Annotated in this window: 13 protein-coding genes and 1 pseudogene; 7 read left to right on the top strand and 7 right to left on the bottom strand. The window is 57.3% G+C overall.

Going from position 1 to position 12,489, the window contains the following annotated elements:
- Nucleotides 1-226: 226 nt before the first annotated feature.
- The 4 genes from I5W_RS28030 to I5W_RS28015 form a co-directional block, all read right to left on the bottom strand.
- The gene (locus I5W_RS28030; protein ID WP_006465531.1) at nucleotides 227-595 is read right to left on the bottom strand and encodes an NAD(P) transhydrogenase subunit alpha; all 369 of its coding nucleotides are present in this window, start codon (nucleotides 593-595) and stop codon (nucleotides 227-229) included.
- Nucleotides 592-1,755 carry an NAD(P) transhydrogenase subunit alpha gene (locus I5W_RS28025; protein ID WP_006465530.1) on the bottom strand — a complete coding sequence of 388 codons (1,164 nt, stop codon included), beginning with the start codon at nucleotides 1,753-1,755 and terminating at the stop codon, nucleotides 592-594. Before I5W_RS28025 ends, I5W_RS28030 begins: the two co-directional genes overlap by 4 nt.
- A gap of 9 nt (nucleotides 1,756-1,764) precedes the next feature.
- Nucleotides 1,765-3,147, bottom strand: a complete 1,383-nt coding sequence (locus tag I5W_RS28020) for an NAD-dependent succinate-semialdehyde dehydrogenase (RefSeq protein ID WP_044531721.1) — start codon at nucleotides 3,145-3,147, stop codon at nucleotides 1,765-1,767.
- A gap of 126 nt (nucleotides 3,148-3,273) precedes the next feature.
- Nucleotides 3,274-4,320: a zinc-dependent alcohol dehydrogenase family protein gene (locus I5W_RS28015; protein ID WP_006465528.1), complete on the bottom strand. Its 1,047-nt coding sequence runs from the start codon at nucleotides 4,318-4,320 to the stop codon at nucleotides 3,274-3,276.
- Nucleotides 4,321-4,759: 439 nt separating this feature from the next.
- Between I5W_RS28015 and I5W_RS29190 the strand changes: the two genes are divergently transcribed.
- Nucleotides 4,760-5,440, top strand: coding sequence for a PRC-barrel domain-containing protein (locus tag I5W_RS29190; protein WP_252717260.1), 681 nt, complete (start codon nucleotides 4,760-4,762; stop codon nucleotides 5,438-5,440).
- Complete coding sequence (locus I5W_RS32300; RefSeq protein WP_158601271.1) at nucleotides 5,437-5,601, top strand: hypothetical protein; 165 nt, start codon at nucleotides 5,437-5,439, stop codon at nucleotides 5,599-5,601. Before I5W_RS29190 ends, I5W_RS32300 begins: the two co-directional genes overlap by 4 nt.
- Nucleotides 5,602-5,813: 212 nt before the next feature.
- On the opposite strand, the gene I5W_RS28005 is transcribed toward I5W_RS32300, so the two are convergent.
- The 3 genes from I5W_RS28005 to I5W_RS27995 are packed head-to-tail and all read right to left on the bottom strand — an operon-like array spanning nucleotide 5,814 to nucleotide 7,553.
- Nucleotides 5,814-6,647, bottom strand: a complete 834-nt coding sequence (locus tag I5W_RS28005) for an MBL fold metallo-hydrolase (RefSeq protein ID WP_044531720.1) — start codon at nucleotides 6,645-6,647, stop codon at nucleotides 5,814-5,816.
- 27 nt (nucleotides 6,648-6,674) lie between these two features.
- On the bottom strand, nucleotides 6,675-7,001 hold the full coding sequence (locus I5W_RS28000) for a hypothetical protein (RefSeq protein WP_006465525.1): 327 nt from the start codon (nucleotides 6,999-7,001) through the stop codon (nucleotides 6,675-6,677).
- 6 nt (nucleotides 7,002-7,007) lie between these two features.
- The gene (locus I5W_RS27995) at nucleotides 7,008-7,553 is read right to left on the bottom strand and encodes a hypothetical protein (protein ID WP_006465524.1); all 546 of its coding nucleotides are present in this window, start codon (nucleotides 7,551-7,553) and stop codon (nucleotides 7,008-7,010) included.
- A gap of 151 nt (nucleotides 7,554-7,704) precedes the next feature.
- On the opposite strand from I5W_RS27995, the gene I5W_RS27990 reads away from it, so the two are divergent.
- From I5W_RS27990 to I5W_RS27970, 5 genes and pseudogenes are all read left to right on the top strand, one after another.
- On the top strand, nucleotides 7,705-8,604 hold the full coding sequence (locus I5W_RS27990; protein ID WP_044531719.1) for a LysR substrate-binding domain-containing protein: 900 nt from the start codon (nucleotides 7,705-7,707) through the stop codon (nucleotides 8,602-8,604).
- Between the two features lie 236 nt (nucleotides 8,605-8,840).
- A pseudogene (locus I5W_RS27985) lies at nucleotides 8,841-9,086 on the top strand (type II TA system antitoxin MqsA family protein); the annotation flags it as partial.
- A 32-nt stretch (nucleotides 9,087-9,118) separates the two neighbouring features.
- Nucleotides 9,119-9,334 (top strand): helix-turn-helix transcriptional regulator, encoded by a 216-nt coding sequence (locus I5W_RS34355; RefSeq protein ID WP_083893646.1) that lies wholly within the window; start codon nucleotides 9,119-9,121, stop codon nucleotides 9,332-9,334.
- 802 nt (nucleotides 9,335-10,136) lie between these two features.
- Entirely contained in the window at nucleotides 10,137-11,567 is a 1,431-nt protein-coding gene (locus I5W_RS27975; RefSeq protein ID WP_252717259.1) for an efflux transporter outer membrane subunit, read from the top strand.
- 14 nt (nucleotides 11,568-11,581) lie between these two features.
- Nucleotides 11,582-12,489 (top strand): HlyD family secretion protein (locus tag I5W_RS27970; RefSeq protein ID WP_044531722.1); only part of this gene is annotated, 908 nt, incomplete at its 3' end.

Below are 12,489 nucleotides of genomic sequence, written 5' to 3'. Positions count from 1 at the left end.
AGTGCGATATTGAGCGGCAGATGCAGCTGTGCACTTGCATGACACCGCATNNATAGAAGAAACCAACCACGACTGCGGCCAGCATGCCGCCACCTGCTAGCACAATCCCTGACGTTGCGGTGACGGGCGATGACATGCGTTTGAGACCATAGATCAGAAGAAACGCTGCAGCCAGATCCACGCCGCCAATTAGTAGTTGTGCAATCGAGTTGATCATGCTGGTTCCTCAGCCGGGTGTGGGCTTGGTCTGTGCGGCTTTCTTCGCGCGTCGTTTCGATGTTCTGGGATGCAGCGGTTTGGCGGGCCCCGGCTGAAACATCGCCAGCATGCGTTCGGTTACCGCGTAGCCGCCCGCCGCGTTGCCAGCGCCCAGCAGCACGGCGAAGAAACCGATGACCTGATCCAGTGTCGTGCCGGCATTGAGCAACGCATACAGTGCGCCAACGACTACAATGCCGTGCACGAAATTGGAGCCGGACATCAGCGGCGTGTGCAATATGGCCGGCACACGCGTGACCACCACCCAGCCGGTAACGCCGGCCAACATGAGGATATAGACGGCCGCATAGCCGTTAATGCTGAAGTCGGGATTCATTGTGCGCTCCTGATGATGTCGCTTTCCATGCTGTCGGCCGGTGCGTGGTTGGCCAGCACGATGCCGTTCTGCAGATTGCCGGAATGGGTTACCGCCGTTCTAGCCAGGACTTCGTCATCCCAATCGATAGTGACGACGTTATTTTTCAGCATCAAGGCCAGCAGGTTGTATTGGTTCCTGGCATACAGATCGCTAGCATCGCTGCTCAACAAAGAGGGAATATTTAGCGGTGCAACAATGGTGACAGCACCGATGTACGCGGTCTCACCAGGCCGCGTATCGAAGCAGTTGCCGCCGCCCTCGGCCGACATATCCACAATGACCGCCCCGCCTTTCATCCCTTTCAACTGTTCGGCGCTGATCAGCTTGGGAGAGGGCTTTCCGGGAATCGCCGCAGTAGTGATGATGAGATCGGCCTGCTGTATATGTCGCGTGAGGACGGCATCGATCTTCACCTGTTCGTCAGCACTCAAGGCACGGGCATAACCTCCCTCGCCACGTGCGTCAACTCCAGTGTCGATGAAGCTCGCGCCCAGCGAGAGTGCCTGTTCCTGGGTCTCAGGACGAACGTCATAGGCCTCGACGACCGCACCCAGGCGATGCGCGGTGGCGATCGCTTCCAGACCGGCTACCCCAAGTCCCATCACCAGTACCCGGGCAGGTCCCACTGGCCCGGCTGCGGTGGTGATCTTCGGCAGGATTCTGGCGAGATGCGTCGCCCCCAGCTGTACGCCGTAGTAGCCGGCCAGTGCAGACTGACTGGAGAGTGCATCCATCGCCTGTGCACGAGTGATGCGGGGAATGCGTTCCATCGCAAAGCAGGTGATCTTTTTATCCAGCAAGCATTGCATCAGGCTGGTCGCTATTTCCGGGTAGATGAACGATATGAGAATTGCCCCCTCCTGCATCGCATTGACCTGTTGTACCGAGGGAGGCTGAACGGCGAGCACGACATCGGCCCGCTCGAGCAGTTGAGCACAATCGGAAGTAAAGAGGACCTCCTCATAGGCGGCGTCGTGGTAGCCGGCGCTGACACCCGCATCAGTTTGCATGTGCAGCCTGGCGCCAAGCTTGATCAGTTTGGGCACAAGAGCCGGAACCAGCGCGACACGGCGTTCATGCGGTCGCATTTCCTTCAGGATGGCAATAGTGACGTACATGCTGATGGCCTATGCTGGGGCATCTATCGAAGCCGTGCGCACCAGTTTTTTGTTCACGAACTCCTGGATGCCCATGCTCGACAATTCACGCCCGTAGCCCGAATTCTTGATGCCGCCGAACGGCAAATCGGGCGTAGTCCAGGTGGGATGATTGATGAATACCATACCGGTATTGATGTGGCTGGCCAAACGCTTGCCGCGGTGTACGTCTCGGGTAAAGATGGAGCCGCCGAGGCCAAATTCGGAGTCGTTGGCCAGCGCAATTGCTTCGTTCTCATCCTTGACGCGGAAGAACAATGCCACCGGTCCGAAGAATTCATCCCTAAAGGCAGGATTGTCTGGGGTGATATGACTTAGAATTGTGGGCTCCATGAAAGCGCCCGGACGATTGAGGCGCTTGCCGCCCATCACCAGCTTTGCGCCTTTCTCAACCGCCTGCTTCACTTGGGCGAGCAACTTGATCAATGCTGCCTCGGTCGAGAGCGGCCCTAGCGTGGTTGCCACATCCATCGGATTGCCCGGTTTGAGCTTGGCAAGCGCAGTCTGGAACTTATCAAGAAATCGATCCGCCAGCTCCTCGACCACAATAAAGCGCTTGGCCGCAACACAGCACTGGCCGGTGTTGTTCATCTTGGCCCACACCGCCCATTCGACGGTCTTGTCGAGATCGGCATCCTCCAGCACGATAAAGGCGTCGCTACCACCCAATTCCATCGTCGATTTCTTCAGATTCAGACCCGCGCGCGCTGCCACAGCTTTGCCGGCCTCCACGCTGCCGGTCAGGGCAATACCTTTGATACGCGGGTCATCGATGACGCGGTTGACCTGGTCGTATGAAATGAGCAGGTTGGTGTAGGCCCCGGCAGGTGCACCGGCATCCAGCCATAACTTCTCAAAGGCGATAGCACATTGAGGCACACATCCCGCGTGCTTTACTATCACTACATTGCCGGCCATCAGATTGGGGGCTGCAAAACGCGCGAGCTGATAGTAAGGAAAATTCCAAGGTTCCACGCCAAACAGCACTCCAAAAGCTGCGTTCTGGATCTCTGCTTCGCCGGTTGTCGGATGCAGTGCTTCTGGTGCCAGGAAGGTCTCGGCATTCTTTGCGTAATAGTCGATGATGTCGGCGCTCAGTTCCACTTCGCCACGCGCCTGGGTGATCAGCTTTCCCATCTCAAGCGTGACGGGCCGCGCAAATTCCTCGCTGCGCTCTCGCATCAGAACCGCCGCCCTGGCAACGATCACGGCGCGCTCGCCGTAACTCTTTTTATTCCAGATTTCAAAGCAGGCAGCGGCCGTTGCAAGGGCAGATTCCAACTGCCCATCAGTCATTTCCTCAAACGTTTGTAGGACAGTGCCGTCATAAGGATTAACACTTTCGTAGCTCATGGCATATTCCTTGTTGATTAGAAGCGAATTGGCAGAGCAGCGATAGCCAAGAACGATCCACCTTCAAAACAGCGCTGAACCGTCGTCCTGAGGGATCCGGAAATTTTTCCCGTCAGAATCGGCTACTCATTGCTCATTAGCCTCGATGATGACTTTCAGTGACTTGGTTTCAGGGGCATGCGCAAAAGTCTCATAGGCCTCCAGAATCTCATCGAACTTAAAGCGATGCGTAATCAGTTGTAAGGCATCGATTTTTTTAGCAGCAAGGGATTTGAGCAGCATGGGCGTGCTAACGGTATCCACCAGCCGGGTGGTAATGGAAATATTGCGGTCCCAGAGCTTTTCCAGATGCAATTGGACCGGTACGCCATGCACACCAATATTGGCGATAGTTCCTCCCGCTGCCACGACTTGCTGACATAGATCGAACGTGGCCGGAATCCCAACGGCCTCAATCGCAGCATCGACGCCCTTTTCCTGCGTCATTTGCATGATCTTCTCGCGTACGGCCCCATCTGCGCTGTTGATAATGTCGGTTGCGCCAAATCGCTTTGCCACCTCCAGACGGCTCTGGTCCAGATCGATCATGATGATCTTCGCCGGCGAATAGAATTGCGCCGTCAGCAAAGTTGCCAAGCCGATCGGCCCGGCACCGACAATCGCTACGATCGAGCCCGGGGCCACTTTGCCATTGAGCACACCGCACTCGAATCCAGTGGGCAGGATATCGCTGAGCATAACCAACGCATCTTCATCGGCGCCAGCTGGTACTGGATACAGACTGGTATCTGCATGTGGTATGCGCACATATTCAGCCTGCGTGCCATCAATCGTATTCCCAAGTATCCACCCGCCTGTGAGGCAATGTGAGTACATCCCGCGCCGGCAATACTCACATTTCCCGCATGAGGAAACACAGGAAATAAGTACGTGATCGCCTTTGTGAAACGCCGCTACGGCCGTTCCCACCGAATCGACGATGCCTACACCTTCATGTCCAAGGATGCGGCCTGGCTTACAGCTTGCCACGTGTCCCTTGAGAATATGGAGATCTGTACCGCAGATCGTAGTCTTCATGATCTTCACGATGGCATCGCTGGGCGCTGCAATGTCGGGCTTAGAACGGTCTTCAAGTGCCTTATTGTTGCTGCCTTTGTAGATTAAAGCCTTCATCGCACCCTCCTGCAGAGCTGAGAATCGGTCATTTGATGGATTCGATAATCCGGGAGACCAATTGTGTGCTCTGACGTCATCTGCCTTCTGTACGCTAACCCGCTTTGGCAGTATGAAAAATCCACCTTGGAACGCTTCTAGAGAATGCATTGCGTCGATTGGGCTACTGTGCAAATTTCGGGCACATCCCGTTGAACGACTTAGTCTGTTCATACGCGATTTTGGTACCCGGACTGTCTCTCTTTTTCAATACAGAAGTAGTTCCTCTGCATGTCTCTTTAACTGCTACCGAAATTTCGAGACATCCGTCCCATGTTCGATATCCAACAGACTCTCACTAAAGACTTCTTTAAAGTCAGGAAGTCGATTGAAACATGCTCCGTGCAGCCGCGCCGATCGTGCTTCTGTTCGTATGCAGTCATTCACAATCAGGAGGTTAATGATGAAAAAGATCAACTTAGTCATGGAACTCGCTGTTATCGCCATGATGTTTACAACAGGTTCGATATCAGCCCAAACTGCCGGTAGCAGTACAACATTAGGCGTCAGCATTGTCGAATCCACACAAGTCGCATTGGGCTGGAGCGTCAAGAAATCGATCCTCGGGAAAGTGGTTTACACAGACACCGGTAAAAAGATTGGGAAGGTCGAAGATCTGATTATCGCGAAAGACCGACAGGTCTCCTATGTGATTATCGGGGCGGGAGGGTTCGTGGGTATTGGTACCCACAACGTCGCGATTCCTGTTGCGCAGATCGAATATCAGGGTGACAAGTTAATCATGCCTGGTGCCACACGTGATTTAGTCAAAGCACTCCCTCGTTTTGACTATGCAAGCAGTAGCTCAAGGCGCGATGAATTTGTAGCAAAGACTGAGGCTGACCTCGCCAGCGCCAGAACGGAAATTGCGATGTTAAAAAATCGCACCGTCTCGGGAACAAACGAGGCCAAAACGGAGATGGAGATGAGGATCAACGCGTCCGAAAAAGCACTGAAGGACACCGAAGATAAATTGATCGAACTGAAGAATTCCAAGGCAGGTCGATGGATGGAGTTTGAAGCAGGAGTGAAAGGTGCGAATGAACGCTTGCAAAGGTCGCTATTAAAGGCATCTGTATGATCTCTACCGAGACCATCGCGACGTTTGAACTGCGCATCCATGAAGAAGAGCTGAGGCGAGATGCCTGGCGTGCGGCTGGCAATCTAGAGAAATATCTTGAAGCCTGTGGCACGGTGGATTGTCTTGAACGACAGCTGGAATTGAGATTCCAGAAACCATAGAAATACGCGCTCAACTATATCTTACGGTGCGTGCATAGTTGCTGCGCCACTTATTTGCTGATCGCTGGAACTAAATATCCGTTTATAGCTGTCTCATCGGACATGTTGATCGATGGCATTTGCCAAGATACTGGATCGCCCTTTTCGGAAAGTATTCAGCCGCCGTCAGCTTTAAACTTGGCTCACTCTGATGAGCTCGATCTTCATCAGGGCTATGAACGCTTGCCAACAAACCGATAACTCTTTCCTGTGCGAACAATCTGGACGAAGCCTTCTTCACCGAGGTGCATACCGGCGATAAGCAGTTGGTCCGCACTCACCATATCCAGCAAATGAACCCGGGTTGCCGTCGCCAGATGCGGATCGAGGTCGAATGCAATGGAGACGTCGGGACGAGCGATCTGTAGGTGAGGGAAATGCACGATATCGCCCCAGATCAACAGGCCCTGCCCATTTGAGTTGATGTGATAGCCGCAATGTCCGGCGGTATGTCCAGCCAGCGGCTGGGCGCTAATGCCGGGAAGGACCTCGCCGCCGGCGAAGGTGCGCAGCCTGTCCCGATACTTGACGAATACCCGGCGCGCGAAGATGAAATTTCCGCGCGCCCGCTCGCTGGCGCGGCAAAAATTGACGTCGTTCTCCCAGAAGTCCAGTTCCTGCCCCTGCATTACCAACTCCGCATCGGGAAAGGCGCGGTCTCCTGCGCTATCGAGCAGGCCACCAATGTGGTCGGGATGAGCATGGGTCAGAAGGACGGTATCGATGTCGGAAGGCAGCACTCCGGCCCGCTTGAGATTGTCCTGTAATCGGCCGCCCCATTGCTTGAAGCCACCGGCGCCGGCATCGACCAACACGGTTTGCGTCGGGCTGCGGATCAGATAGCAATTGATATGGATGGCAGAAGGGTCGCTCATTCCTGCTGCATGCTGGAGCCTGGTCGCCTCTGCGGGATCGATATTGGACAGCAGCTCCAGAGGTGCGCTGAGAAAACCATCACTGATGGCGGTGACGGAGAAATCACCGATTTGCTGACTGGGAAAAAGCATTTTCGTCTCGTTTGCTGTGGGTAGGAATCAATGCCTTGCGCTGATGGACTGCGCGGCATAGGCAAAACAGCGGATACGCGGCAGCAGTCCGGTATGGTCCTGGATGGCCTCGTCCAGCTGCTGCATGAAATCTTCCATGACGGCCGGCGTCCTGTTGGCCGATATCCGATAACGGACGTCGGCGAATGCAGGATGGCCTGTCCCATGATCGACCGCAACGTAGATGATGTGGATGTTCTCTGGCCGCGCCTCCAGAATCTTCGTGCAGAGCTGTGTGCAGCGCGCGGTGAGCCGATCCAGAGATTGCGCGGCGGGCATCTGGTCCTGGCGGATGAAGAAAGTGAGATTGGGCATCGTGTGCTAGCTCGCGCTGACAATGGCCGGCTCGCTACTGCTGCGCAGTTGCGCAGTCATCGGAGCATAGAGATGCAGTCCTTCGGCTAGGGTAATACCGTCGATATCGACGGGATCGGACAGGACTGCCATCCATCTCCATTCCGGGAATTTCTCCAAGGCGACGGCATGCAGGATCGATGGCGACAGCCCCATCGCCACCAAGGGATCGGGGCCACGCGCACTGAGCAGCAGGTACTCCCCGCTACGCACCGCAGGGGCCGTAGCCGATGTTTCATAGAGATTGCGATGCCAGTCGGTGATGTGTTGCTGCCATCGCGCGAAATTGCCACCGCCTTTTCGCCGGTATTCGTCAGAGAGAAGCACGTCGTGATGGTCAATGGTATGCAGCGCGAGATAGACCGGGCAGCCTTCCCTCAAAGCCTTGAATCGCTGCGAAGTGTGAAAGCCGCGCACGGAGATGAGGGCGGGCAACTTTTCCAGGCTGTAGAAATCGTTCCATTCTGTTTCGCAGACAGGGTCGGCGAAGCTGCATTCGACGGTATAGATCATAATGATGACGCTCCATGGTCACCTTGGCGGTGGCCTGCTTGATTGAGGAGTTGTCATGATAGGCAGCCAATCCCGGCCAATAAATCGAAAATTAGGCAAGCTTCACTGACGTAAGGTAAAGCTCACGTCATCAACCCGGTTAAGGAATACGATGCGGCGTAAGATTCCCAGCAACAGCTCACTGATGGCATTCGAGGCCGCGGCGCGTCACAGCAGCTTTGCACGTGCCGCCGAAGAACTGGCCTTGACCGAAGGCGCCATCAGTCGGCAGATTGGCCGCCTAGAGGGATTTCTGGGAGTGACACTGTTCGAGCGGATCGGCAACCGCGTGCGCTTGCTGCCGCATGGCCAACGTTATGCCAGCCACGTCCGGGAAACGCTGGAGCGCCTGGACCGAGACAGCCAGCATCTGATATCCCAGCCTCCCAACGGAACCAGCCTGGATATCGCGGTCAGCCCTACGTTTGCGATGCGCTGGCTGATCCCCCGCCTGCCGAGCTTTGCTGCCCTGCATCCTCACATCACGGTGCATCTCTCTGAACGCATGGAGCCGTTCCTGCTGCCTGGTAGTGGCCTGGATGCGGCGATTCATTTCTTACATCCGGCCTGGACCGGAATGCACACCTATCGTCTGCTCGATGAGGTGCTGGTACCGGTATGTCATCCTGCATTCCTGGAGGGAGCGACAGGGCTCCCTGCCTTGGACACTCTGCCTCGCCTGCATCGACGTCAGAATCACGACGCCTGGAGCCTCTATGCCGCGCAGACCGGGATTAGCCTGAGCCATTCTGCGCAAGGGCCGCGCTATGACTTGCATGGAATGCTGATCGAGGCAGCATTGGCCGGCCTCGGCGTCGCGCTGGTGCCGCGTCTGTATGTGGAAGCCGAGCTGGCACAAGGTCGCCTGGTCGCACCGTGGCCGCAGGACAGTAGCATTTCCAAGACATTTTGCCTTGTGCTCCCTGAGCCGTTGCAACTTGGCAGTGAGCCTCTCAAGGCGTTCGCACAATGGATTCTTGAAGAATCGAGGCCGTTGGCCGGACTTGAATGAGCGAATGGCCGCCTTTCGTATGACCACGTGGCTCCCTCCGGAAGGCAATGAAAGATGGTCAGGTGGAGCGACTCATCCTGCGAGCGAATCATGAATGGCTATGGCCCCCGGATGATACTGTTCATCGCCGCGGAAAACGCGCGTGAGATGGCTTGGGCCAGCGCAGCCGAAATCATGAAGTAAGCGGGCAGGAGCACAATCTTTCCTCCTCCTGATACTGCCTCTTCATGCGCGATTTCCCGCGCGAGGTGAATGCCGGGATGGTCGATTCGTTCCCCATCCAGCGCGTGCGCAAGAAACGGCGTTTGGGACAGCACGAGACAGGCAAGGTCTTCGGCGGTGGCATCAATGCGTTTTCGCGCTATGAGACGGGCCAGGTCAAGCCGCCTGTCTCTCTGGTGAAGCTGCTCGGCCTGCTCGACCGCCATCCAGAGTTGCTGGACGAGGTTCGGACGCAGCAGGTGGCAAGCCTAGGCAGGTGAGCGGCGCCATGTGAGACCATTCTGCCGTAGGCATTGGTGAGCGCATCCGAGAAGCGAGGCAGGCGCGCAGGCTCTCTCAAGAAGCGCTGGCGCTAAAGATCGATGTCACTCATAGTGCCGTCTGCATGTACGAACGTGGGGCCATTTTGCCGTCGGTAGAGCCGTTGCTGCCTGAATCGAGTTCAGATTGCTGGAGGCAATCCTTATTATCCAACATCGAATCCTCTACAGCGATAGCATCAAACTGACTTCGGCATAGTCGAGATGTCGCTTATCGGCCAGAAGCGCATTTCTGACGTTTATCGCCGTCTAGGTAGCCGCTGCCCTGTCCAGCTCGTTCCAGTTTGACTTGCCAACTCAACCCGAACTGTGTGCCCAAGTGCCTTCCAAATATGCAAATTCCGCGCGTAGTGGACAAAATTTGGACAAAAAATACTACCAGCCCATTACCTATAGGACATCCAGACCTAATTCGCTCCAGTCCATCATGGGGGCGACCGAAATCGTCCGAGGCGGTAAGCCCGGGCCTTTTGCGGCATCAGCACGGGCCACAGGCTTGTCCATGTGCGGGAGCAATTGAACAACTTTCACAATAAATTAAACGACCAATAGGTTGCCGTTTCGTTAGCGGACAAACATCCTCTTCGACGGCGCAACGCAGGGAAGAAGCGATCAATCTCAGCGAACGAAAACGTTGGGAGTGCGGTGTTATGCGTCGTGGCGAACAACCGGGAGCACTGATGCGCGGGCCCTGACGGGCTTACCTTCGGCAGCCGCGGGCGAGCAGCCAAACATCAGCAAACCCGTATGATAGCAGACCGGGGGCCGGCAGAGGCCGTCGTGCCGCCTTCAATGCGGCGCCTAACACACAGTCACAGCGTGACACGTCACCTCGCATGAATTGACTGAAAACAACGATTTAATAACGATCTATCGTTATCCGATCGCCAACAGGCCGTCCCATAATTGCCTTGAACTTTTCATGAGGCAACAATGGACCAGAGCTTCCTCTCTCCTCGTGCCAGGCGACACGCCAGCACATTTTTTTTCTTGATCCCTCTGCTGAGCGGCTGCGTCACGACAGGCGACATCCAGCCCGCCGAGCGAGTGCACGACCTGGATCAGTTGGCCTTGCTCGCCAATCCGGGCAAACTCCCTGTGCAACCTGCTGCCTGGCCGCAGCGAGATTGGTGGCGTGAGATAGAAGACCATCAGTTGCATCAGTTGATTCAGGAAGCACTGGCAAGTCACCCCGATATGGCAATGGCCACCGCCAGGCTGCGCGCGGCGCAGGCACAGGAGCAGACCGAGAGCGCCGCGCTGTGGCCGGCGCTGAGCGCACAGGCCAGCATCAGCGGCAACCGCAGTTCGGCCATCGCCAATGCTGGTGACCCCGATGCCGGGCATTTCGGCTGGTCACACTCCCTGGGTCTGTCCCTGCAATGGCCACTGGATGCATGGGGTGAGCAATCGGCTGCCTGGAAGTCCAGCCTGAGCAAGATGCGGGTGGCCCAGATCGAAACCCAGGCCGCACGTCTGCTGCTGTCGATCAACGTCGCCCGCGCTTACCTGAACCTGCGCTATGCCCATGAAAGCCTGGACTTGGCCGAGGCCGATGTCATGCGCGCCAATACCTTGCTCGAACTGACCCGCCAGCGATTTGACAGCGGCATCATCGAACGCGCGCCCTGGGAGCAGGCCCGGAGCGAAGCCGGCAAAACACTGGCCGAGCGCGACCGAAGCCGGCAAGTGGTCGCCGCCGGCGCACTACAACTAGCGCTGTTGCTGGGACAGGAGCCCGCGCGGGCCAACAGCCTGGCGCGGCCGGCACCCTGGCCGGCAACCACACTGGCCCTGCCCTCTCTGCTACCGGCCGATCTGCTCGGGCGCCGCCCGGATCTGGTCGCTGCGCGCTGGAGCGTGGAAGCCGCCCGGCAAGGCATCGAAGGCGCCAAGGCGCGCTTCCTGCCCAACATCAATCTGCCGCTACTGGCCTCACTGGCCACCCGCGGCGCCTCCAATCTCTTCCAGGCCGCCTCCCGACAATACGCGGTGAGCCCAGCGATGTCATTACCGCTGTTCGACGCCGGGACGTTGCGCGCTGACCTCAGATATCAGACCTCGCAATACGATCTGGCCGTGGCGCACTACAACAAGCTGCTACTGAGTGCATTGAGTGAAATCGCCGAGAGCATCCAGGTCATCGACTTATTGGATCGCCAGTCGCAGGCGCAAACTCAGGCTCTGGACGCGGCCACCCAGCGATGGACGCTGGCAGCTGTACGTCACCGGCAAGGCATCGGCAACCAGCTCGATGTCCTGTCGCTGCAACAGCCGCTACTGCAGGCGCGACAACGGCTGGCCCAACTGCAACGGGAGCAGGATGATCGACGCCTGTTGCTCATCGCAGCACTGGGTGGCGGTTTCCATGCCACCCCCACCGATCGCGCCTTGCTGGTCGCCCCCTCCTCTCAACCCTGATCTGGGACTCATTCATGAGCAACGACAAGACCTCTGCGGCGCCCCCCCTCGGCTCGAGCGCCACTCCCCCCTCGCCACGCCGTAAACGACTTCTCATCGGCTTGGCCGCTACCTGTGCCGTGGCCGCTGCCGGCACCGGTGCCTGGTACTGGCTGGTAGGCCGCTGGAGTGAATCGACCGATAACGCTTACGTGCAAGCTGACGTGGTTGATATCAATGCCCAGGTATCCGGCACGGTGATTGCCATCCATGCCGATGACGGTGATCAGGTCGCGGCCGGCAAGCTGTTGGTCAAGCTCGACTCCGATGATGCCGAAGTAGCATTGGCTGCCGCCCGGGCCGAGCTGGCCACGACGGTGCGCAAGGTGCGCGGACTCTATAGCCAGGAAGTGGCGCAAGGCAATCACATCGCGTCGGCGCAAGCCGACCTGGCAGCCAAGGAAGCGCTGGAAGAACAAGCCAGGGCCGACCTCGCTCGGCGTAGTGAACTCGCCCGTAGCGGTGCCGTCTCCCACGAAGAAGTTGCTCACCTCAAGGATGCACTCAACACCACCATGGCCGCTACCCGCGCTGCACGCGCAAGCTTGCAGGCCATCGAAGCGCAGCATCGCATCAGCCTTGCCATGGTGGACGAAACCCGGATCGTTACGCATCCAGACGTCCAGGCTGCCGGCGCACGCGTCAAGGCAGCGTATGTCAACCTCTCCCGGATGCAGGTGCCGGCACCGGTCAGGGGTAACGTCGCCAAGCGAACGGTACAACTGGGGCAGCGCGTGCAGGCTGGCTCGCCCTTGATGGCGGTCATTCCCCTGGAGCGCGTCTGGGTCGATGCGAACTTTACCGAGACCCAGATCCGCCGCATGAAGGTGGGTCAAGCCGTTACGCTGACATCTGACATCTATGGTCGCGATGTGACCTATCA

The sequence above is a fragment of the Herbaspirillum sp. B65 genome (assembly GCF_000333555.1).
GTDB classification, from domain to species: Bacteria; Pseudomonadota; Gammaproteobacteria; order Burkholderiales; family Burkholderiaceae_D; genus Herbaspirillum; species Herbaspirillum rubrisubalbicans.
Note: the sequence above shows the minus strand (reverse complement) of the source record. Positions and strands in the feature narration are given on the sequence as shown.